Genomic DNA, 21,079 nt, shown 5'->3' on the forward strand with positions numbered 1-21,079 from the left:
AATCTCCCTTATACTATGAAAAAAAGGAGGTATCCCCCTATGTACGAGCATCTGGTGATCTTTAAATTTAATCAACAGATTACACCTGAGAAACAGCAGGCACTGCAGGATCAGCTGCTGTCCTTCCGCGGACAGATTCCCGGCATCATCGACATGAGCGCCGGTGTCAATGTTACCGAGGAGGTCCAGAACATCCGCGGCTTTACGTTGGGACTTCGGGTAACTTTCGAGGATTTGGATTCACTGCGGGCCTATGGTCCGCATCCGCTGCATCAGGCATTCGTGGCGTCCCTTGACGGTGTCCTGGAGGAAGTTGTTGTGGTTGATTACCCTACGCTATAACCTGCTTCTTCCCGGTATCCCCTGTGTGAGCTTGAGACTCTCTCATTCATGCAGGGGATTTTTGGGTAGCGTAATTGACAAGAGGCAAACCTGTAACTAATATTGTTACATAAGCAATTGATCTGCTAAGGAGGGTTTATATATGAAAATTTTGGTTACCGGTGCAACCGGCCATCTGGGTTCCCTTGTCGTTGAAGCACTACTGAAGAAGGCTCCAGCTGCTGATCTGGCTGTCAGCGTCCGTAATCCGGAGAAGGCCGCCTATCTAGAGGCACAGGGTGTCGATGTCCGTTACGGTGACTTCACCCGGCCGGAGACATTAACCGCTGCCTTTGCGGGCATCGATCGTCTGCTTCTGATCTCGTCTGACAGCGGCAACCGGATCGACATGCATCAGGCGGCTGTTACCGCTGCCCGGCAAGCTGGTGTCCGTTTTATCGCATACACCAGTCTGAACCATGCTCCAGAGAGCACACTCTCCCTTGGAGTCGACCACCGCGCTACCGAAGAAGCCATTCTGAAGAGCGGCATTCCCTACTCGTTCCTCCGCAACAACTGGTACGTCGAGAACGAAGCTGGAACGATCCTGGCCGCCGCCCAAGGTGCCCCCTGGGTACATGCCAACGGCAGCGCGAAGATCGGCTGGGCAGCCAGAGCGGATTATGCACAGGCTGCTGCGGCTGTGATTGCTGGACAAGGCCATGAGAATACCATCTACGAACTCTCCGGACCGCTGCGTACACAAGCAGATCTGGCCGCGATAACGGGCGAAGTGCTCAGCCGGGATATTCCGGTACAGAACGTGGATGATGCGGCTTACGCCAATATGCTGCGCGGTGCCGGACTGCCTGAGGCCACTGTAGATATGGTTGTCGGTATGCAGGAAGCCATTCGTGAAGGCGCACTGGCCTACGAGAGCAGTACGATGGAACAGCTGCTGGGAAGACCGCTGCTTCCTTTGCGTGAAGTCATTCAGTCCATCATCGGCAAATAATTATCTTTGTCAAACAAATAAACGGCGGTCTGTCCTGGTTCTTGCCAGACAGACCGCCGTTATTTTAAATATTATGATTTGACCAACTTCCTTTACTGCAGCTGCAAGACCATCATTTCCTCATCTACATACGTATTCCCGATCTTCAATGCACGCAGATCCGTTCCGTATGTACGGAAACCTAGCGACTGGTAGAGACGTTTCGCCGGTTCATTGGCAGACACCACCGTCAGATAAATCTGTTCTGTCCCTTCATAAGCCCTGGCCTGCTCAATGACTGCATTCATCAGCAGACGGGCGATGCCTTTTCCCCTGTGAGCAGATGAAACATACACTGCATAAATATTGCACCGATGCCGCATTTTCATGCTCGATTCACGCACCAGGGTTGTAATGCCGATTAACTCCCCGTTCTCCCACGCTCCGAAAGTCAAAGCGTCCCCTCCCGCCAGGCGCTGTTCGAACGCCTCTGAGGGCATGGCGCCTTCCTCTTCCGCACTCGAACCATAAGCTTCGGGATGGGTGCGCAGCGCCTCCAGCCGAAGTTTACGGTAAATCTCTGCGTCTTGAGGTACTAATATTCGAATATCCATCTTGGCCTCCTGCTGTTTCTTCTAATCGTTCATGTTAGTGATACCCGTTACTTCTGCGCCCGCCGTCTCTGCGACCACTCCATGAACAGCCGGTAATCTTCCTTGACCACGTCCGCATACGATAAGGCCCAGCCGGCCACATAATGACAAAAGGACTCCTCATCCGGTCCCATCGCATACAGGATTTCCCGTTCACTGTGATAGGACAGCATGCCATCCTCCAGATCCTTGTCGGCCCGGGCATGAATTTTGGCCGTGATCCGTCCCATCGTCTTCAGCACAGAGCCCAGATCGGCCGCTGCTTCCAGGCTGTCCAACCGCAGCCTTTTCTTATAAGGGGACCGCTCCCGGACATAGTAATCGCGGCCTCCGATCGTCAAGCAGCCCAGGTACGGATCCGCCGCGTGATGCATCGCCTGCTGTGTCTGTACGACGCGTTTTCCCTGATGGCCGAAGGCTCCCCAGAACGATTCGCTGAACGGCATGAAATACGCAGGCACCGGGACGCGGACTTCTTTGACCTCCAGAACGATATCCTCCGGCCCTTCCCCTTCTACTGCCGCATCCGCCTCAATCAATACATAATAGCGGTTTAATCCGATAGAGGCGGTACCCGAGCCGCGTTTGACAGCAATGTCCTTGATCGTATAATGCTCCGGCGTCCAACGGCTGTGATCTGCTATAGATTCAACATAACCGGGCCAGGCGGCCAGCAGCTGTTCGCGCTCCTCCGGAGTCGGTTCGACCAGTTCGTCCGTGTCCTGAAACTGCCGGGTGCTGTCCAGCATGACGGCTGTTATTTTCTCCAGCAGATGTCCCTCCTGCCTCTTGTGCAGCTTGCGCAGCAGCCTTTTCACCGGCCCTTTCGCCCGCTCCTCATTCATGAGGAAGGAGGCGGGATCGTCTTCCCCTTTGGCAAAACGCCGGATCTGTTTGCTGTATGCTTTGATATAAATATGCACAAGCTTCTCCTGCTCCTCTGCAGACATCCCCTTCATATCTCCCACTAGAGCAATGCTGACCGCCATCCGCAGCAGATCATACAGATAGGAACCCAGATATCCTTCGTCAAAATCGTTCACATCATACTGAATGCCGCCTGTACGCGTCCGAAACGCCCCGAAATTCTCGAAATGCAAGTCACCCTGAATCCAGGTGGGCCGTCCGGCCGTCGTATGGAACGGGAACCATTCCTGTGTGACGTCAAAATAAAACAAATAGGCGCTCCCGCGGTAAAAAGAGAACGGGCTTTGCGCCATTATGCGATACTTTTCCACTCTGGCTTCCCGGTCCAGCTTCATCAGCTTGCCGTCAAATTCCTCAAATATCGCCCGCAGCTGCTGCCTGCGCAGCCGGCTCCGGGTACGTGTGACCTGCTCGGTTACTCTGATATCCATGCTTCTCATCTCCTTGGAAAGGTACAGCAGCTGATGATGATTCAGGTTGATGGTTACAAGAGCACACCTGCTATTGTCTACATTGTAGGCCATGCGGGAACCGGATACAATTTCCCATTTGGCCGTTTTCCCTCTTGAAATGGGGCTCGGAATTGGTTTAAGATCAGTGTGAAAATAATTTTTACCATAAAGTATATTTATAAGAAAATATTTTTCTATGATATCGAATTCTAAACTGAATGATCGAAAGAGGTTGTGCTCATGTCCACTATTCTTCAGAATATCAGCCGTCAACTGGACCGGCTCTCCATTCAGGAGCAGAAGCTGGCCCGCACCATCCTGAATGCTCCCGCCGAGGTAACGCGTCTGGGAATCAGGGAGCTGGCTGAATCGTGCGGCATTAGTCCTGCTACGGTCACACGTTTCAGCAAGTCGCTGCATTTCAAGGGCTATCCCGATTTCAAAATCAGCCTGGCTGCCGAGCTCGCACAGCCCGCAGGCACAGCCACCTACCAGGATATCGTTGCCGGTAACTCGCTGTCAGATATTGCATCTGCCATTGAAGCCAATCACTTGGCCTCCATCACAGATACGACCCGCCTGCTCGACATGGAGAAGCTTCAGCGTGCCGTTCAAATACTGTGCGACAGCCGGCGGATTGATCTATATGGTATGGCGACTTCGTCCATTGTCGCTCAGGATTTCAGCCAGAAGCTGGTCCGGATCGGCAAATACAGTCTGGCACAGTCCGACCCCCATATGCAGATCACCTCCGCTTCCGCACTGGGGTCTGGTGATGTGGCCATGGCCATCTCCTATTCCGGTGAAACCCCAGAGACCATTGAGGCACTGACATATGCCAAGCGAAATGGCGCTTTTACCCTGTCGCTGACTTCTTATGGCTCCAATCCGCTTGCAGGCCTGGCGGATATCGCCCTCTTCTCCTCTTCGCTGGAGGAAGGAATGCGGCGCGGGGATATGGCTTCCCGGATCGCCCAGCTTCATGTGATCGACATTCTGTTCACCAGCATGGTCAGTGCCCGATTCGATGAATACACCCCCAAGTTAGAGCAGTCCTACCAGCATGTTCAGAGCATGAATAAACGCCAGAGAGGAAGATGAACGTATGAACGTATGGACTTTTGAGAAGGAAGAAGATCTGAATGCAGCCGGTGCCGGCCTGATTGTCAGTCTGCTGCAGGCACATCCTCGTGCCACATTAGGGCTTGCAACAGGCAGTTCACCCGTTGGTATTTACCGTCATCTGATCCAACTGCACCGGCAGGGAATGGTCAGCTTCTCGCGCGCCTCTTCCGTTAATCTGGACGAATATGTAGGGCTGGAAGAAGGCCATCCCGAGAGCTATCGGTCTTTTATGGATCAGCAGCTGTTCTCACATATCGATATTTCCCGGGAAAATACGTTCGTGCCCAAAGGCAGCGCTGTGGATCTGGAGGCTGAGTGTGAAGGGTACGAGCAGCTGCTGGAAGAGAAAGGCCCGGTGGATCTTCAGCTGCTGGGCATCGGACATAACGGGCATATCGGCTTCAATGAACCGGGAGATCATCTGACCGGAAGAACCCATGTCGTTGATCTGCAGGAGCAGACCCGGCAAGCCAACGCCCGTTTCTTCCCATCCATGGATAACGTGCCAAGACAGGCGATCACCATGGGGATCGGTACAATTCTTAAGGCCCGCCAGATCGTGCTGGTTGCCCGCGGCGAGGAAAAAGCAGAGATCGTTCACCGCGCCTTCCGCGGGCCCATCACGACTCAATGCCCCGCTTCGCTGCTGCAGTGCCATCCCAATACCATTGTCCTGCTCGATCAGGCAGCGGGGAGGTTGTTTCAATGAGCCAAGAGCCATCTAATGACACGCAGCTGCTGCTGGGAAGAGTTCTTGCACCGTCAGGGTTCATTAACCAAGGTGCACTTCTGATCGAAGACGGTAAGCTCGTCTTTGTCGGCGCCGAAGATGAACTGCCAGGCGTGTATGCGGGCCTGCCTGCCTCCCAGGTGACGCTGACCGGGGGTACTTTGATACCCGGATTTATCGATATTCACGTACATGGCGGCAGCGGTTATGACTTTATGGATGCTGCCCCTCATGTTCTGGATGCCATTACTTCCTTCCACTGCTCCCAGGGTACAACCGCTATGCTGGCTACGACGGTAACTGCACCTAGGGATCGTCTGAGTGAGGTGCTTGACCATGTCCACGCCTACATGCAGAAGGAAATGCCTTATGCCGCGCTTGAAGGCGTACATCTGGAAGGCCCCTTTATCAGTCCGTTATGGAGCGGAGCCCAGAATCCGGCGCATATCGCGGCACCGACTACCAGTTGGCTCGAGTCATGGGAGCAGCAGTACCCCGGCCTGATCCGGCAGCTTACCCTGGCTCCAGAGCGGGAAGGCGCACTGGAAGTTATCGCCTGGCTTAAGCAGCATCAGATTATTGCGGCATTAGGACATACGAATGCAGCTTACGAGGAGGTTGAACGCGCGGTGGAAGCCGGTCTGCACCACGCCGTGCACACCTTTAACGCGATGACGCCGCTCCATCACCGTCAGCCTGGCGCCGTAGGCGCCGTACTGGGAGACAGCCGCATCAGTGCGGAGATCATCGCAGACGGTATCCATGTCCACCCGGCGGCTATTCAGATTCTGGCAAAAATCAAACAGGAAAACAACCTGGTTCTGATCACGGATGCCATATCTGCCGCAGGACTGGAAGATGGGCCTTATACACTTGGGGATCTGCCGGTCCTTGTACATGACGGAGTTGCCCGCCTGGAGGATGGCAAAACCCTTGCCGGCAGTACGCTGACGATGATCCGCGGTTTTCGTTATCTCGTACAAACCGTAGGGTTAAGTATAGAGGAGGCTTCTCATGCAGCCAGCGGTACCCCTGCCCGGCTGCTGGGCATCGACCACCGGACCGGTTCATTGGAGGCCGGCAAGCAGGCAGATCTGCTGCTGCTGGATGAGCAGCTGGAGCTGCAGGGGGTCTGGGTGAAGGGGATACAAAAGTTGAAGTAGTAAACTGAGGAACCGGGCTTATCTTCCTTTACGTTCGGTTAGCGAAAATCTTGGTTATGAGGTTTAGTGGAATACCGATACCTCCTCAATCCTTATTTCATCGCCTGCCATGCAAAAGGCAAGGCCGGCTGAACCTAACAAAAGCACCTCCTCCGAGGTCCCTTTAACGGAAAAAGCATCGCTGAATCAGGATCGCAGGAGTCAGTTTCTTTATTTTCCGGATAGTTCTGCGTCAATAAGGATAGAACATTACGCTGTTCTCGCCAATAAACTGTACAGCATTGTAAACATATATAATGAGGGCAATGAACCCGTTGATTTTATGTTTAAATCCGGTTCCCAGCAAATTATTTATCAAAGGCTGCTGGCCAAGAATGAATGGAGTGAATTAAGCAGAATGCCTGCTTGTGTTCGTTCTGACGGGATGACCACGGCTCCTGAACAAATTACGCAGTCTCGCATTGCGAAAAGAACCAACCTGCAATCTTCGGATGGTTCCTATTCCTGCCGTCTTCCTACTGGAAAATCGGATTCGTACGTTATTGAGGGACCTGTTGAGGGATTGAATGAGTTTATGGTAAGCGGGACTGTGACATCTGCAGATTCAACCGTCGGGCTGACTCACACGGCTTCCCCTTATATCATCCAATATGATACGACGAGAGAGCTGGGAATAAAAAAATAATCATTTATGTACACCGGAACCTTTTAGTCTTTCCGGTGAATGAAACAAGCAGAGAGCCTGGTGTATGCCACGAATGCTCTCTGCTTGTTGGTTGATTTAACGCTGCATACCAGATGGAGCAGTCATACTGCCGTTACGGCCGGTATTATTTGTGGTTCCGTTCATCGGACCATAACCGGCCGGATTTGCTGGACGGCCTGTCAGCGATTGACGGCTGCCTGGGAAAATCCGGTCCATAAAGTTAGTAAAATCACTGCCGGCTTCGTTAATCATGCTGCCGTTACCGTTACTGTACGTAGAGAGACGGTTCACAAACTCCGGATGAGTTGAAATATACACGCGTTCTACAGAAGGTGCATACTGCTTCACTTTATTGGAGATTTTATGCTTAAGTGCGCTAGGAAGAGTGTCATTCGGGCTGCCAACCACGTTACTGGATGGAGCCGTACGGTTTGACGGAGCCATATTGTGCGTCGGAGCCGTTGTACGGCCGGTCAGGTTTTCCGCTCCACGCTCCAGTGTGTTGCCGGTTCCTCTGACAACGTCACCAGCACCTCTTGCAATATCGCCAACGCCTCGTCCAACATCGCGGGTCGCATTGGTCAAGCCGCGAACCATGCCATACGAACCTGTACCCAGCGTACCGTAGAGACCGCGGTCACGGTCACTTGGTCCGTTATCCGTTACACGGCTAGGCAGATCACGTGTGCCGTTACCTGTAATCCCAGGCGCAGTTCCACTCGTGGTGTAAGGTGCACGCGTACCTGTCATTCCATGAACGCGAGTTCCGCCCATATCACGAGTGCGTTCGTTAGCACCAAAGCTTTTAGCTCCATAGGTATTGGCTTTGGACTTGCTGCCCGGTGTCGTTACAGCCACATAAGCATTACGGCCATCAATGACAACATGAGCGGTATCCACATCCGTCATTTCCGAAATCCGTTGGGACAGTCGACGGTCCACGCGCATATTGTGGGTCATCCCGGCACCTTCACCGCGCAGATTCGTGCCATCGGTACCGTTGGACAAAACGCCATAGCGGTTAAGTCCGCCTTCCATACCGCCGTTTACGCCGTCACGTACACTATTGGTACGTACATTACGGTTGCCGTTATCCCGGTCGCCACAGCCCGCCAAACCAAGCATGCTGACCATCATGGCTGCGGAGAGAGACAGGCTGAGCACTTTCGATCCTTTAATTCCTGGCATCGAATCATCCTCCAATTTGTATTTGAATGAGTTCAGGTGACAGGAATAGAGTGCGCTCAGGCCGGGGCCGCTATTCAGAAAGGATATGGGGTGCTTGGAGGATTTCACCTTATTGCAGGGCATCTCTATGGATCAGACAGATGATAAAAAGAGGACAGCTGCACAGCCGTCCTCCATAAAGAGTGAAACCCTTCAACTTGAATTAAACCCGTCTGCGCATATGCACAAACGGGATATCACCTGCAGGACCGCGGCTCATAAACTCCTCCACATAACGGAATCCGCTGCGCTCATAGGTTTGAATCGCACGCTCATTGAAGGCTGCAACCGCAAGCTGCAGGCCCTTTCTGGGTCCGCCGCTCATAGCATAAACGACGGCTTCCTCCACGTAGCCTGTCCCCCACCCCATTCCTGTGAGATCCGGCCGCAGGCCAAGCCCGAGGTCCAGCCAATCATCATGATACAGGCCTCTGCTGTACCCGCCGGGTACACGTGCAGCAGACCCGGTGCAAATATAACCTATCAGCTCCCCCGACCGGTCAAGGGCAGCACGGTAATCGCCGGTCAGCATTTCAGCCAGCTCCTCCGCTCCGCTCCCTATCGTATACATCGAATATGGGGGCGGATATATCCAGGTCCCGATGGCTTCTGCATAACTGCGTGTCATCGGAACCAGATCATATAACCTGCCTTGTACGGGTTGGGCCAGCTCGATCGTCATATGAATATCGAGCGGCTCAAGTTCATACAGATCCGGATCCCTATACTCCGCGAGACGGCTCCCGCTGCTCTGATAGAAATGTACTGCTGATTGGGTTTCCGTAGAAGAAATGTACAAATAACGCGCCCCTCGGGATACCGCCTCTCTTTTGAGACAGCCCATCAGTCTGCGGCCAATAGCTCTGCGGCGGTAATTTCGGGACACGTACATCAGATCCACCTGCAAATGATCGTGGTCCTTCCCGCGCCAATCTGCAGCCAGCAGACCAAAGCCTGCAAGGACAACACCATCAAAGGCCCCGTAAGCGTGTCCCCCATGCTCCAGCACCTCACGAAAACGGCTGATCATTTGATTCTGTTCCGCTTCGCTCCAGCCTGGCGTCTCATGACCTGCCTGCTCCTGAATTAGCTGATCGCCCCGCATTAAATACACAGACTCGATTTCCTCCGAACGGTCAATCTGCCGGATCAGCTCGGCTTCATCTTTTTTCATTTCCCGGATATGTATCATACATCTCCAACCTTTCCCGTTATTCCGGATAAATATATGTATGTATAGCCCTTCAGCAGCCCTTGCGCTGATCTATCAAGTATACCTGCCAGACCCGGATTCGACTACAAAAGGCAGAGCGGATGCCTTTTAAGGGCATCCGCTCACTTCATCGTTCCTGATAGCCTGCTCGGACAAGGCCGTCCTTCAAGGGTATTGAATCGGCGGGAGGGTCCGGATCACTTCCGGTTTATAATTGTACTGATAGGTACCGTCGCCCAGCTGCCCGAATTCATTTTTACCCCAGCCCCAGACTTTGTGGTCCTGTGCAAGGCCGAAGGCATGGTTCGTTTCGACGCTGATCGCCATGAAGCCGGAGCCAATCTGGCGAGGCAGCATGATCTCGGCTGCCGCCTGTGCGCCCAGTCCCAGCTGACCGGAACCGTTATTGCCCCAAGACCAGAGTGTGCCGTCACTCTTCAGCGCATGAGAGCCGTAACCGCCGGCCCCGATGGCCTTAACCTGGGTTAGGCCCCTAACCTGCACCACTGTTCTGCGTTTGACCGTCGTGCCGTCGCCCAGCTCTCCGGCGCTGTTGTCTCCCCATGCCATGACGATGCCGTCGGAACGCAGGGCCAGGGTGTGCCCGATCCCGGAAGAGACTGCTTTAATCTGTGACAGTCCATTCACCTTCTTCGGAACGAGCGATTTCATCGTCGTTCCGTCACCCAGCTGGCCGAATATATTGCTGCCCCACGCCCATACCGTTCCATCATTTTTGACAGCAGTCCCATGATAATTGCCACAGGAGATCAGCTTGACCCCTGAGAGTCCGCTCACTTTTACGGGCGACAGCTGCATCAGACCTGTCCCGTCCCCCAGTTCACCCGAGCTGTTGCCGCCCCACGCCCATACAGTCCCATCCCTGCGGAGCGCTAGACTCTGACTCGTACCGGAGCTGATCGCGATAACCTGTGTTATTCCCTTGACTTGTACCGGTGTCAGTCTTTTCGTCCGAGTACCATCACCCAGCTGGCCGGAGCTGTTGTCACCCCAGCCCCAGACGGTACCATCACTTCGTAGAGCCAGTGAGAAATTCGTTCCCGAACTGACAGCTATGATACTGCTGAGGCTCCGGACCTGTGTCGGATAGATACGATTAGACGTGCTTCCATCTCCCAGTTGACCAAAGTTGTTGGTTCCCATTGCCCATACGGTGCCATTGCTATAGAGCATCAGTGTATGCGTGCCGCCTGCTCCCTGATCGGCAAACACCCGTGCCGGTCCAGCTTCCGCTTCCTCACCGGTGAACATCAGAAGCAGAAATATCAGTACCAGTCCGGATTGCAGTGAACGCTTCATGATCGAATCCCTCCCTTTCATAACCGGATCGCTCCAGAGTTCCGCAGCATTTTTCAACATTCCGGATTGTACATGCTGCTGTATCTCATTCTATGTATGCGCTCCCCGATTCGAAATAGTCAGATATAATCAATTCCTGTTTCAGGTTATTAGAGCCTGTCTGGATACGCTTAACAACGAATATAGGAAAAAAGCACCCCTAACCGGCACAACGGTTCAGAGATGCTTGGCTTATGCTTCTATTTTGATATATCAATAAATCCTTTGCCGAACACATCATTCACATCGTGGATCGTAACAAAGGCGTCTTTGTCCGTTGCTTTGACAATTTTCTTCAGCATCGACACTTCCTGCTTGTTGATGACAATGTACAGTACTTCTGCAGGCGTCTTCGTGTAATATCCGTGGCCGGACAGTACGGTAACACCGCGATCCATCACCACATTCACCTTCTCGGCGATGGTATCCTGATGTTTGGAGATAATCGTAACTGCCTTTTTCGGATTGATGCCTTCGATAATAAAATCCATTGTTTTGGTACCCACAAAGAGCATAATAATTGTGAACATCAGCTTCTCCGCCCCAATAATGAAGATGGAGGCACCAGCCACCACCAGGTCGAAGAACAGCAGCGCATAGCTGATATTCCAATCCAGATACTTATTCGCAATCCGTGCCAGAATGACGGTTCCGGCCGTCGTTCCGCCGACCCTCACAATCATGCCGATGCCGCCCCCGATCACAAGTCCGCCAAAAATAGCGTTTACCATCATTTCATCTGACCCGAGCGACCAGCCCGATGTGAGATGAAGGAAAAAGGAATTCGCAGCGACTGCCACAATTGTGTAAGCCACTGAATTTTTGTCCAGAAATTTATATCCGATCAAGAGCAGGAATGCGTTAATAATCAGATTCGTCCAGCCTGGAGACCATTCGAACAGATAATATAAAATGATCGTCAGTCCGGTTACGCCGCCCTCTCCAAAGTCATGAGGAATAACGAATAGATTAACGCCGATCGCAAACAAAAATGCACCTGCAATAATAAAGAAAATATCCATGGTTCTTTTTTTCATTTTCATCCCCAGCCACCTCAAATAAGCATTCACCCAGGCCTTCAGGCATGCTGATCCTGTATCTGTCATTCTTTGCAGCCAGCTTTCAGAGCTGTTGAAATTCCGTTAACCTTTGGGCCTTTCTCATCTAATCACGGAATCGCAAAGTTCTCAAGCGAGTCCGCTAATATGCTAGCAGTTTAACAGAGTGCAGTATTGAAAATAACAGCAGAATAGCAATGTCAGATTAATGACAGATACTGCGGACTATGTTACAGTACGAAAGGCACGCGAAGGTCAACATCTTCCATGCAAATGCACTACGATTCTATGATGGAGGAACCACTACATGCTTACTGACCCTTCGAAATCCCGGTCTGCGGACCGTCATTCCCCCTTGATACAGAACCGGGCGGCCGCCGCCGGATGGCTGCTGATCCTCGGGATTATCCTTGTTGCCACAACCATGCGGGCACCGCTCACATCAGCCGGCCCCCTGCTCGCCGATATCGCTGGAGAACTGGGGATCTCCAATACTGCCGCAGGCATGATTACCACACTGCCGCTGCTGGCGTTTGCCCTGATGTCTCCCTTCGCACCGAAGTTAGCCAAGCGGTATGGTATTCCTGCCGTGCTCTTCGGCGCAATGATCCTGCTGACCGCCGGAGTCCTGCTGCGTTCTTCCGGAGGTGCGGCTGCGCTGTTCATAGGCACCGGTATGCTGGGCTTGGCCATCTCCGTCTGTAATGTGCTGCTCCCAAGCCTGATCAAGCAGCGCTTTCCGAGCCGGATTGGCGTAATGACCGGCGTCTATTCCGCGTCCATGAATCTCTGCGCCGCAGTGGCTTCGGGCATCAGCGTTCCGCTGGCGGTCCGCGCCGGACTGGGCTGGAAAAGCTCGCTCGGCATATGGGCAATCCTGTCAGCAGTCGCACTGGTGCTGTGGCTGCCGCAGCTCAAAGGCAGCCGGCCGCCCCAGGCTGCTGTTCATCGTGCAGATGCCCGTCGGACTAGTCTGTGGCGTTCTGCCCTGGCCTGGCAGGTTACCCTGTTCATGGGCTTTCAATCTGTTATTTTCTACTCCCTGATTACCTGGCTGCCCGCTGTGCTGATCGAACAGGGGCTCTCCAGTGATACGGCAGGCTACATGCTGTCTGTCATGCAGCTGGTCTCCCTGCCCTTTGCATTCATCGTCCCGATCTGGGCCGGACGGATGCAGAGCCAGCGTCTGCTCGCCATCATTGGAGCTGCGGCCTTCCTCATCGGCATTCTGGGTCTCAGTCTCGAACTCAGCCAGTGGGCTGTGCTGTGGGCCGTGTCGCTCGGTATAGGCGGGGGCTTCTCCTTCAGTGTTGCCATGATGCTGTTCAGCCAGCGGACCCGCTCCTCCCTGGAAGCGGCCGAGCTGTCCGGTATGGCTCAGTCCGTCGGTTATCTGCTGGCCGCCTGCGGTCCGCTGCTGGTCGGTTATCTGCACGACCTTACGCATCATTGGTTAACTCCGCTGCTGCTGCTCGGCACAGCCAGTGTCATCCTGATGCTGGCCGGATACCTTGCCGGACGCAGCCGTTACGTCTCCTGAACCAAAAGGGTTCCCCTGCTCGCTCGCGCGAACGGGGGAACCCTTTTGACATCCTATTAGAAAGTTCAGCTTTTTAGCGAATACTCATACAGACTGAAGTCGTCTTCTTCTCCCATGAACATAAAACCGCAGCTCTGGTACAGGTGATTCAGCTTCTCGTTGGTATGGCCGCAGTCCAGACGCAGCCGGTCCTTTCCCGTATAATGAACATGGCTCTGTGCCCACTTCAATATATTGCGGCCCAGGCCGGACCTTGCATAATTCCGGTTCACTGCCAGACGATGCAGATATACCGCTGTATCCTCTTCGGGATGCTCGACCTTCCACAGCCTCCGGTCCCAGTCGCTCGGCTGCTGCTGAAGAATCACCATTCCCGCCAGTTCGCCGCTGATCTGATCCCTGAACAAGATAACCTCCTCCCTGCGTATCGCAGCCGGAGTATCATGACTGTCTTCGCCTTTCAACAGATTGCTCCATTGGGTAGAACCTGTGCTTTGCAGCCAGCGCGCCGTGTCCAGCAGTAAGTCCCTTACCTGATCCTGATCCTCCTGGGAAGCCGGTACAGCCTCGATCCCTTCCTGAACTTGTTTCTCCCTGATCTCTATAGCCGTCATATTATTTCCTCCCCGTTCCTTCTGCTAGAGTAATCCTAGCAACAGGGAGCGGAGCATGTCAATCTTAGCTGCTAACGCTGCTGTACATAGGCCTCAAGCGACTGCTGTGCCCGGAACCTCGATACATTGAACGACGGCCAGCCTGTATTTTCCTGTCTAATCTCATCTAGTTTTTGCTCCAGCTTCTTATTGAATGCGTTATGAATGTAAGGGCTGCCGTCATTCTCGACCAGCTTCACCAGCTCAGGCACAGCATCTGCGGACAGTTCAACCAGATAAGCCGGATCCAGGGTACGGTTCACCTGATAACGCTCAACATTTGCTCTTACCACCCAGGCATCCCAGGATACATAATTGATGACCATATAGGCTGCAAGACTAACAAGCATAAAGCACGGAGCCAGCGGAAGACGGGTTACAGCGATACGTACGCCGGTAATCAGGAGCATCACTGCCAGATAGATCATAAAGGCATGCACCAGGAAACGTGTATACGTGTATACGTGTAGCCGTATGCCTCTTCATACATAGCCAGTTTCATATAAGCGGAGAACAGCATCACACCGGAACAGCCGGCAAGAATGAAGAGCATGAACTGATTCAACCGCTGCAGCACGAGGCGTGCATGGTCCAGAGCATAACGAAGCGTGATTAGGAGCAGGGTGAAATTGAGCGAGCTGACCAGGATCAGTTCGAAGAACCCTTTGCGTGCATAGGCTGCATAGGTCATATCCTTGGGAAGAAGGCCTTCCCATGCCCCGAAAAAGTAACTGAATTGAATAACGACAAACAGGATATAGACGGCATTCACCATAACCAGAAGCGTAAGCATGATGACCGGATCAATAGCAAAATCAGAACGCTGGCTATAATCCTTCCCCTCTGCCTTCACATTCTCCCCAGTGGGCGGTGAGGTCCTTCCTTCATTCCACAATTCCTCTGCAAACGTAAATCTCTTCGGCTGCAGCAATCCCCAGAGAAATGCTGCAAGACACAGCCCTGCGATCAAAATCCAGAGCAGCCGGGCCAGGACCGAACCGAAAGACAGACCGGTCAGGTGGCGCGGAATCAAAGACAGGACGCGGCCGAAGTTGCCATCGGCAGAGACCAGCAGTGTAATGACGATGGCTAGAAATGGAATTGCAATAACCAGGCCGGCGGCGATCTTTCGAAGGACCGTATACCGGCCAGCCTGAGGTTGACGTCCCAACTGGTCCCGTATTAACCCGAACGCCGTACCCCAATGAGACTCAGCCCGCCTTTCCTCTCACCCAAGAGATACACCAGCTGGGCCGAGATCATAACCGGAATCAGCAACAGATTCAGGGCTGAGAACATAGAAGCATCGAATAATGCATATCGCAGTGACAGCAGCAGGACAACGGGCAGGATCAGCAGATTAAAAGGACTCCACAGGCGGGGCTTCAGCCGCGGGCGAGAGAACAAATATATGTAGGAATAAAACAAGACAACGAACAAAATTACGGATACGCCCGGCTGATGCCCGTAAAACAGATACTGATGCGCACAAGCCAGCAGCATGGCGGTACCCAGCACCTTCACAGACGGGCGTGCTTGAACTTCTTCAGACATAACACTGCTACCTCCACTTCGTTTACTTGGTTTGCATTTCTAGAGTCAGGTTCATTGTATCTGTTAAAATAAGAAGATAAAGCGAAATAATTCCATACGAAATTTCCGGTTTTAAAATTTATAGTTTCGGTATAGAGGAGCAGGACTATGAAGATACACAACCAGTTTCTGAAGCTGTATCAGCTGCATGCAGGAACGGACGAGCTGTCTGTGACGCTGGGCGAGATTGCCGGCGTTCTGGACTGCACACAGCGTAATGCGCTTATGATTATCCGCAAAATGGAGAGCCGGGGCTGGATCTCCTGGCAGGCCAGACGGGGACGGGGACGCCGCTCGCAGCTGACGTTTCTGATCGGGCCGGGTGAGGTTGCTGCGGAATCCATGATCCAGGCTGTGGAGAGAAGGGAGATCAAGCAGGCCGTAGATGACATCCGGACATATGCGCGTTCGGCCTCCATGCAGGAGCATCTGCAGGGATGGCTGCTGCAGTATTTCGGCCATCATACGACTCGGGGAGAAGGTCAGAGCCAGGTCGATACGCTCCGCATCCCGCTCCGGCAGCAGCTGCACACGTTTGATCCGCTGTCGATCAACCTGCTTGCCGAATCGTTCGTAACGAGCCACATCTTCGACGGGCTGGTCCGCCGTGATGAATGCGGACGAATCCTGCCTCATTTGGCACTTGGCTGGGAGATCAGTGAGGACCGCACCCGCTGGTCCTTCGTTCTGCGCAAGGAAGTTTTCTTTCACAACGGAAAGCTGCTGGCAGCCGATGATGTCGTCTTCAGCATTAGACGGCTGATGCAGTCATCCGGCCGCATGCTGTACAGCTTTATCGTCCGCAACATCTTGTCCGTTCAGGCATCCGGCCCGTCGGAGGTTGAATTTACACTGAAGGAGCCGAACGAATTGTTCCTTCCATTTCTCTGCACCAGCCGTGCGGTCATCGTACCGCGTGAACTGGATCATCATCCTCCGGCGGTATTCGCACGATCACCAGTTGGAACGGGTCCCTTCAAGCTGGCTGATTCCGATCAGGGACTCTGTGTACTGGAAGTGTTCCGCCAGTATTTTCGCGGACGTGCCCAGCTGGACAGGGTCGAGATTGTTCAGCTTCCCTGGAATCTTGGCAGCGATGAGGAGGATAGTCCGGATCAGACGTCTCCCTTCCATATCATTCATCATCCGACGACTCCCGGAACTACGTCCTCATCCGGAGGAAACTCGTCCGGCTCACATATCCAGTCTGGATCCTATGTACGTAAATTCATTACCTTCAATACGCAAAAGACAGGCCCGCTTCAGGACACGGCCATCCGGGCATCCATCTGCCGTATGCTGGAGATGGACCGTTTCAACAGGGACTCTGATGCTGCCTTCCGCGATAATATAAAGCCGGGTTCATCGGGAAGCCTGCCATTACCGGTGGAGCTGACCTTGGCCACCATCCCGCAGTATCGGCAGGAAGCCCGCACTCTGGCGGACCTGCTGGAGCGTAACGGCTGCTCGTGCCGACTTAACGTGCTGTCCGTCGAGGCATTCAAGGGTTCCAGCCGGATGGAAGCGGATCTGATCCTCTTCTCGCTGATTCGGGATCAGGATATGCACCTGCGTCAGTATGATCTGTACGAAACATTAGCCGGACACGTCGAGCCCCACAGCCGGATTGATATTGAGCGCCTGCTTCGCCAGGCTGCCCAGACGTACGAGGAAGCCGCCCGCACGGACTGCTTCCTCCAGATCGAGGAGCGCCTGATCCAGGCGCATCAGCTTCATATTTTGTATGAACGGCCCGTTCAGACTGCCTATCTGCCTTCTGTACGCGGTGTCAGCTTTAACAGCCAGGGCTGGGTCGATCTACGCCATATCTGGTTCCCGCCCAAGAGGTAGAAGAGGAGAATAGTCCCGTTTGGCAGCAACTTTTTATGGTTAACCTATGAAGGTATGGAAAAATATGATAATCACGAGGAGGCAAAACTGTGTTCAATCGCATGGATGAGATTATGATCGAGATTCCAGATGTTGAACGGCCGGATCCTAACGCTGCTGCCGCTATTCAGGAGCTGCTCGGGGGTAAATTCGGTGAAATGTCCACACTCAATAACTATCTTTTCCAGTCCTTTAATTTCAGGAATAAATCAAAGCTGATGCCTTTTTATGACCTGGTCACGAGTATTACAGCCGAAGAGCTTGGGCACGTCGAGCTGGTCTCGCACGCGATCAATAAATGTCTGCAAGGCTCCACGTCTTATACGGAACCGGATGCAGGTCCACTCGGCTCTGTGAAGGACGCCCGGTTCTCTTATCATTTTTTGGCCGGCGCCCAAGGGGCTATGCCGTTCGATTCTATGGGAAATCCGTGGACGGGGACCCATGTGTTCAACAGTGGAAATCTGGTGGAAGACCTGCTGCACAACTTCTTCCTGGAATGCGGCGCACGAACACACAAAATGAAAGTCTATGAAATGACGGATCATCCTGCAGCACGCGAGGTCGTAGGTTTCCTGCTCGTGCGCGGCGGGGTTCATGTGGTCGCTTATGCCAAAGCACTCGAAATGGCCACTGGCGTAGACGTGACAAAGCTTGTTCCGATCCCTTCCCTAAGTAATAAATCTTTTAGTGAAGCACATAAATATGAGGACAAAGGGGTTCATACGAAGCTGTATACCTGGAGTGACAACGACTTCACGAGCATAGATCAGATCTGGAAAGGCAGGCATCCGGAAGACGGTCTGCCACTGGAAGTGCTGAAAGGCTCTCCGCAGGGCGTTCCCGTGCCTGAGAACCCTCCGCTGGACGAGGAATTTGCTCCCGGCATCTCCATGGAGGATTTTGAACTGATTGCGAAAAGGCTGAAAGCATCAGGAAATATCAGGGACTAAGTGAATATCTGATGAAATGAAGGAGCATCGGGATGATGCTCCTTTTCTGCTTCAAGGAAACATTGCACTTCGACCAAAAATAATTTACGAACACCGTAACCTTTATTATGGTTCCAGCGTCAATAGGAGGTGGAAAACATTTCAATCCTTTGAAGAAACAGGAGTGAACACGGATGAAAAAAATGTTATCGGCAGCAGCCGTCAGCATCCTGCTGGCCGCCTCGCTCGGGCAAGCCCCGGCCGCGGACGCTGCACAGCCTATTCAGATTTACATTAACGGTGTCCAGCTGAAGACCGCCAAGGCACCCACTATGATCGGGAACCGCACCCTGGTTCCGCTTCGCGCTATCTTCGAGGCTCTTAACGCAGAAGTATTATGGAATCAGAAAACGCAGACAGTAACAGCAACCAAAGGCAGCCGCACCGTCGTGCTGAAGATCGGCTCCAAAACAGCTATTGTCAACAACGGAAGTGTCCAGCTGGACGTCCCCGCTAAAAATTTGAACGGTTACACGATGGTTCCTGTCCGTTTTGTAAGTGAAGCCCTTGGAGAAGACGTCAAATGGAACCCGTCCACCATGACGGTCACGGTCACGACCGATGATGAAGTCACGCCGGTAGCCTCGGTGGTGACGTCTGTCACCGGCAGCAGCGGGAACGGCGGGGACCTGGAGGTTTCTTTTACCCGAGTGAGTGATGAATCTGTTGTAGATCACTATCGCATTATCGCGGTGAAGGCAGCGAACGCCTCCTCTTTTACACTAGATAAAGCGCGCAGTCTGAACAGCAACAATTATACACCTGTGTTTACCAGCGGAACCGATCCGTCCATCCCGCTGAACAGCCAGACCCGGGACAGTGACGGCGACGTGCTGCGCAGCAGTCAAAGTTATGTATTCTATATCATGACCGTCGGCAATGACCTGGCCGGCAGCCGTACCGCCCTATCCCGTCCGTCTGCGGCTGTCCAGGTTCCATCCGGTATCGTGCCGGTTAACGCTCCTTCCGGCGTGGCTGTCAGCGATGTGTCGGACTACGGCGATGGACGCGATCTGTCCGTCAGCTTCAACCGTGCCCAGAACGAGGCCAATATTGCTCAGTATCGTGTCTTTGTTGTAAAAACCAGGGATGCCGGCAGCTTCAACAACAACACGGCTAACCAGATCGGCTCTTCGAGCTATACCGCCGTTAACAAAACCGGCGGCAATCCGAAAATTATATTGGGCAGCAGTTCCCGGGATACAGCGGGTGAACTGATCCGCACCGGTGTGCCGTATACCGTCTTCGTGCAGTCCATCAGCTCAAATTCAAGTACAGCGTATAACAATCTGTCTGCGTCTTCGGCCTCCATTACACTGAATGGCAGCTCCGTTCCGGTCCCGGTCATTACGTCGGCAGCAGATGTCAGCAATTACGGGGACAGCCGGGATCTGCGCGTGGAGTTCAACCGTTCTGCGGATGAATCCCGTATCTCGCAGTATCGCGTCTTCGTGGTGCGGCAGAATGCAGCGAACAGCTTCAATATTTCGGCAGCACTGAGCACACCCTCAGGGCGTTATGTGGACATACCGAAGACAGGAGGTAACATTCAGCGTACCCTGCCGGCAGGCCTGCAGGATTCTCAAGGCAACACGATCCGTAACGGCGAGGTGTACCGCATTTTCGTCATGGCCGTCTCCAACAATCCGAACAGCTACTCACATGCACTTGCCTATTCCAGCCTTGTTGAATTGAAGAACTCTTCCGTGGGTACAGCCAGCCGTGTCAGTGTCAGCGATGTGAGTGATTACAATGACGGACGGGATCTGGAGATCGCCTTCAACCGGGCAGCGAATGAGACCAATCTGGATCACTATCGTGTGCTGGTCGTCAAGTCGGCCAATGCCAACCGTTTCGATCTGGAAGATGCCAAAGGCGTATCCGGATCCAACTATACGAAAGTGAATCGTACCGGCTCCAACCTTCGTCTGACACTCGCTTCGGGAAGCCGGGATGTGGACGGCTCACTCCTTCGCAGCGGTGTGAGCTACCGGGTATTTATCCTGTCCTCCGGGGGCGGCTCCGGTACAGGCAGTTACGCTCTGTCTGAGCCTTCGTCCGAAATTACATTAAGCTCCCAGTTCTCGGTTGAAGCTGCACGGAATGTCAAAGCGTCGTCCGATCAGGGAAATATAAAAGTCACCTTCGATAAGCCCGGCTCTGAAACAGGTATCGCCTATTACGAAGTCATTGCTGTTCCGTCAAGTTCGGCATCCGGCTTTGATCTGCAGGACGCGGAACGTGTTACTTCCGGCCGTTATATTACACTGTCCGTCAATGATCCGAAGACGGTCACCCTGTCGACCTATGATGTGGATGCGAATGGCGGCAGCCTGAAGGAAGGCGCCGCGTACCGGATCTTCGTCTTGTCCGTGGCTGACGGCAAGAAGGCAACCGTAAACCGGCTGTCCTCTCCTTCGGCAGAGGTTATGCTGGAGAAGAGAAATTAACCACCACTAAGAAAAAGGCCCTTCTCATTGAGA

General features: G+C 53.3%; 20 protein-coding genes. 10 read left to right on the forward strand and 10 right to left on the reverse strand.

All coding sequences use genetic code 11. The features are described 5' to 3' along the window. Window positions 1–39 precede the first annotated feature (39 nt). Window positions 40–342, forward strand: a complete 303-nt coding sequence (locus tag Q5741_RS11070) for a Dabb family protein (RefSeq protein WP_305024150.1) — start codon at window positions 40–42, stop codon at window positions 340–342. A 142-nt stretch (window positions 343–484) separates the two neighbouring features. After that, window positions 485–1,336, forward strand: coding sequence for an NAD(P)H-binding protein (locus tag Q5741_RS11075; RefSeq protein WP_305024151.1), 852 nt, complete (start codon window positions 485–487; stop codon window positions 1,334–1,336). A gap of 92 nt (window positions 1,337–1,428) precedes the next feature. Here Q5741_RS11075 and Q5741_RS11080 read toward each other — a convergent pair whose 3' ends face one another. Next, the gene (locus Q5741_RS11080; RefSeq protein ID WP_305024152.1) at window positions 1,429–1,929 is read right to left on the reverse strand and encodes a GNAT family N-acetyltransferase; all 501 of its coding nucleotides are present in this window, start codon (window positions 1,927–1,929) and stop codon (window positions 1,429–1,431) included. Between the two features lie 47 nt (window positions 1,930–1,976). Next, entirely contained in the window at window positions 1,977–3,326 is a 1,350-nt protein-coding gene (locus tag Q5741_RS11085) for a DUF2252 domain-containing protein (RefSeq protein ID WP_305024153.1), read from the reverse strand. Between the two features lie 261 nt (window positions 3,327–3,587). On the opposite strand from Q5741_RS11085, the gene Q5741_RS11090 reads away from it, so the two are divergent. From Q5741_RS11090 to Q5741_RS11105, 4 genes are all read left to right on the forward strand, one after another. Further along, on the forward strand, window positions 3,588–4,448 hold the full coding sequence (locus Q5741_RS11090) for a MurR/RpiR family transcriptional regulator (protein ID WP_305024154.1): 861 nt from the start codon (window positions 3,588–3,590) through the stop codon (window positions 4,446–4,448). A gap of 4 nt (window positions 4,449–4,452) precedes the next feature. Then, window positions 4,453–5,181, forward strand: a complete 729-nt coding sequence (gene nagB / locus Q5741_RS11095) for a glucosamine-6-phosphate deaminase (RefSeq protein WP_305024155.1) — start codon at window positions 4,453–4,455, stop codon at window positions 5,179–5,181. Continuing rightward, window positions 5,178–6,365, forward strand: a complete 1,188-nt coding sequence (gene nagA, locus Q5741_RS11100; RefSeq protein ID WP_305024156.1) for an N-acetylglucosamine-6-phosphate deacetylase — start codon at window positions 5,178–5,180, stop codon at window positions 6,363–6,365. The genes nagB and nagA overlap by 4 nt, the downstream gene beginning before the upstream one ends. A 322-nt stretch (window positions 6,366–6,687) precedes the next feature. Continuing rightward, window positions 6,688–7,050 carry a hypothetical protein gene (locus tag Q5741_RS11105; RefSeq protein ID WP_305024157.1) on the forward strand — a complete coding sequence of 121 codons (363 nt, stop codon included), beginning with the start codon at window positions 6,688–6,690 and terminating at the stop codon, window positions 7,048–7,050. A 96-nt stretch (window positions 7,051–7,146) separates the two neighbouring features. Here Q5741_RS11105 and Q5741_RS11110 read toward each other — a convergent pair whose 3' ends face one another. The 4 genes from Q5741_RS11110 to Q5741_RS11125 all read right to left on the reverse strand — a co-directional run bounded on the left by Q5741_RS11110 (window position 7,147) and on the right by Q5741_RS11125 (window position 11,907). Then, window positions 7,147–8,259: a YhcN/YlaJ family sporulation lipoprotein gene (locus Q5741_RS11110; RefSeq protein WP_305024158.1), complete on the reverse strand. Its 1,113-nt coding sequence runs from the start codon at window positions 8,257–8,259 to the stop codon at window positions 7,147–7,149. 202 nt (window positions 8,260–8,461) lie between these two features. Then, window positions 8,462–9,472 (reverse strand): GNAT family N-acetyltransferase, encoded by a 1,011-nt coding sequence (locus Q5741_RS11115; RefSeq protein ID WP_305024159.1) that lies wholly within the window; start codon window positions 9,470–9,472, stop codon window positions 8,462–8,464. Between the two features lie 204 nt (window positions 9,473–9,676). Further along, complete coding sequence (locus tag Q5741_RS11120; RefSeq protein WP_305024160.1) at window positions 9,677–10,831, reverse strand: RCC1 domain-containing protein; 1,155 nt, start codon at window positions 10,829–10,831, stop codon at window positions 9,677–9,679. Between the two features lie 239 nt (window positions 10,832–11,070). Next, window positions 11,071–11,907, reverse strand: coding sequence for a YitT family protein (locus Q5741_RS11125; RefSeq protein ID WP_305024314.1), 837 nt, complete (start codon window positions 11,905–11,907; stop codon window positions 11,071–11,073). Window positions 11,908–12,235: 328 nt separating this feature from the next. On the opposite strand from Q5741_RS11125, the gene Q5741_RS11130 reads away from it, so the two are divergent. Further along, complete coding sequence (locus tag Q5741_RS11130) at window positions 12,236–13,468, forward strand: CynX/NimT family MFS transporter (protein WP_305024161.1); 1,233 nt, start codon at window positions 12,236–12,238, stop codon at window positions 13,466–13,468. Window positions 13,469–13,533: 65 nt separating this feature from the next. On the opposite strand, the gene Q5741_RS11135 is transcribed toward Q5741_RS11130, so the two are convergent. From Q5741_RS11135 to Q5741_RS11150, 4 genes are all read right to left on the reverse strand, one after another. Next, on the reverse strand, window positions 13,534–14,082 hold the full coding sequence (locus Q5741_RS11135; protein ID WP_305024162.1) for a GNAT family N-acetyltransferase: 549 nt from the start codon (window positions 14,080–14,082) through the stop codon (window positions 13,534–13,536). A gap of 71 nt (window positions 14,083–14,153) precedes the next feature. Continuing rightward, the gene (locus Q5741_RS11140; RefSeq protein ID WP_305024163.1) at window positions 14,154–14,549 is read right to left on the reverse strand and encodes a DUF4153 domain-containing protein; all 396 of its coding nucleotides are present in this window, start codon (window positions 14,547–14,549) and stop codon (window positions 14,154–14,156) included. Then, entirely contained in the window at window positions 14,546–15,292 is a 747-nt protein-coding gene (locus Q5741_RS11145) for a DUF4153 domain-containing protein (protein WP_305024164.1), read from the reverse strand. Before Q5741_RS11145 ends, Q5741_RS11140 begins: the two co-directional genes overlap by 4 nt. A gap of 11 nt (window positions 15,293–15,303) precedes the next feature. Further along, the gene (locus tag Q5741_RS11150; RefSeq protein ID WP_305024165.1) at window positions 15,304–15,675 is read right to left on the reverse strand and encodes a hypothetical protein; all 372 of its coding nucleotides are present in this window, start codon (window positions 15,673–15,675) and stop codon (window positions 15,304–15,306) included. A 147-nt stretch (window positions 15,676–15,822) separates the two neighbouring features. Here Q5741_RS11150 and Q5741_RS11155 point away from each other — a divergent pair, with 147 nt between their 5' ends. From Q5741_RS11155 to Q5741_RS11165, 3 genes are all read left to right on the forward strand, one after another. After that, window positions 15,823–17,565: an ABC transporter substrate-binding protein gene (locus tag Q5741_RS11155; protein WP_305024166.1), complete on the forward strand. Its 1,743-nt coding sequence runs from the start codon at window positions 15,823–15,825 to the stop codon at window positions 17,563–17,565. An 89-nt stretch (window positions 17,566–17,654) separates the two neighbouring features. Next, a complete protein-coding gene (locus tag Q5741_RS11160) occupies window positions 17,655–18,557 on the forward strand; it encodes a manganese catalase family protein (RefSeq protein WP_305024167.1) in 903 nt (300 codons plus the stop codon). A gap of 173 nt (window positions 18,558–18,730) precedes the next feature. Beyond that, on the forward strand, window positions 18,731–21,046 hold the full coding sequence (locus tag Q5741_RS11165) for a copper amine oxidase N-terminal domain-containing protein (protein ID WP_305024168.1): 2,316 nt from the start codon (window positions 18,731–18,733) through the stop codon (window positions 21,044–21,046). Window positions 21,047–21,079 lie beyond the last annotated feature (33 nt).

Origin of the sequence: Paenibacillus lacisoli (assembly GCF_030580655.1) — a bacterium.
GTDB lineage: Bacteria > Bacillota > Bacilli > Paenibacillales > Paenibacillaceae > Paenibacillus > Paenibacillus lacisoli.

What these genes read in the sequence shown, in the direction of transcription:
- Q5741_RS11070 (WP_305024150.1), top strand. Translation starts at nt 40, where the DNA reads ATGTACGAGCATCTGGTGATCTTTAAATTTAATCAACAGATTACACCT.
- Q5741_RS11075 (WP_305024151.1), top strand. Translation starts at nt 485, where the DNA reads ATGAAAATTTTGGTTACCGGTGCAACCGGCCATCTGGGTTCCCTTGTC.
- Q5741_RS11080 (WP_305024152.1), bottom strand. Translation starts at nt 1,929, where the DNA reads ATGGATATTCGAATATTAGTACCTCAAGACGCAGAGATTTACCGTAAA.
- Q5741_RS11085 (WP_305024153.1), bottom strand. Translation starts at nt 3,326, where the DNA reads ATGGATATCAGAGTAACCGAGCAGGTCACACGTACCCGGAGCCGGCTG.
- Q5741_RS11090 (WP_305024154.1), top strand. Translation starts at nt 3,588, where the DNA reads ATGTCCACTATTCTTCAGAATATCAGCCGTCAACTGGACCGGCTCTCC.
- nagB (WP_305024155.1), top strand. Translation starts at nt 4,453, where the DNA reads ATGAACGTATGGACTTTTGAGAAGGAAGAAGATCTGAATGCAGCCGGT.
- nagA (WP_305024156.1), top strand. Translation starts at nt 5,178, where the DNA reads ATGAGCCAAGAGCCATCTAATGACACGCAGCTGCTGCTGGGAAGAGTT.
- Q5741_RS11105 (WP_305024157.1), top strand. Translation starts at nt 6,688, where the DNA reads ATGTTTAAATCCGGTTCCCAGCAAATTATTTATCAAAGGCTGCTGGCC.
- Q5741_RS11110 (WP_305024158.1), bottom strand. Translation starts at nt 8,259, where the DNA reads ATGCCAGGAATTAAAGGATCGAAAGTGCTCAGCCTGTCTCTCTCCGCA.
- Q5741_RS11115 (WP_305024159.1), bottom strand. Translation starts at nt 9,472, where the DNA reads ATGAAAAAAGATGAAGCCGAGCTGATCCGGCAGATTGACCGTTCGGAG.
- Q5741_RS11120 (WP_305024160.1), bottom strand. Translation starts at nt 10,831, where the DNA reads ATGAAGCGTTCACTGCAATCCGGACTGGTACTGATATTTCTGCTTCTG.
- Q5741_RS11125 (WP_305024314.1), bottom strand. Translation starts at nt 11,907, where the DNA reads ATGAAAAAAAGAACCATGGATATTTTCTTTATTATTGCAGGTGCATTT.
- Q5741_RS11130 (WP_305024161.1), top strand. Translation starts at nt 12,236, where the DNA reads ATGCTTACTGACCCTTCGAAATCCCGGTCTGCGGACCGTCATTCCCCC.
- Q5741_RS11135 (WP_305024162.1), bottom strand. Translation starts at nt 14,082, where the DNA reads ATGACGGCTATAGAGATCAGGGAGAAACAAGTTCAGGAAGGGATCGAG.
- Q5741_RS11140 (WP_305024163.1), bottom strand. Translation starts at nt 14,549, where the DNA reads ATGATCTATCTGGCAGTGATGCTCCTGATTACCGGCGTACGTATCGCT.
- Q5741_RS11150 (WP_305024165.1), bottom strand. Translation starts at nt 15,675, where the DNA reads ATGTCTGAAGAAGTTCAAGCACGCCCGTCTGTGAAGGTGCTGGGTACC.
- Q5741_RS11155 (WP_305024166.1), top strand. Translation starts at nt 15,823, where the DNA reads ATGAAGATACACAACCAGTTTCTGAAGCTGTATCAGCTGCATGCAGGA.
- Q5741_RS11165 (WP_305024168.1), top strand. Translation starts at nt 18,731, where the DNA reads ATGAAAAAAATGTTATCGGCAGCAGCCGTCAGCATCCTGCTGGCCGCC.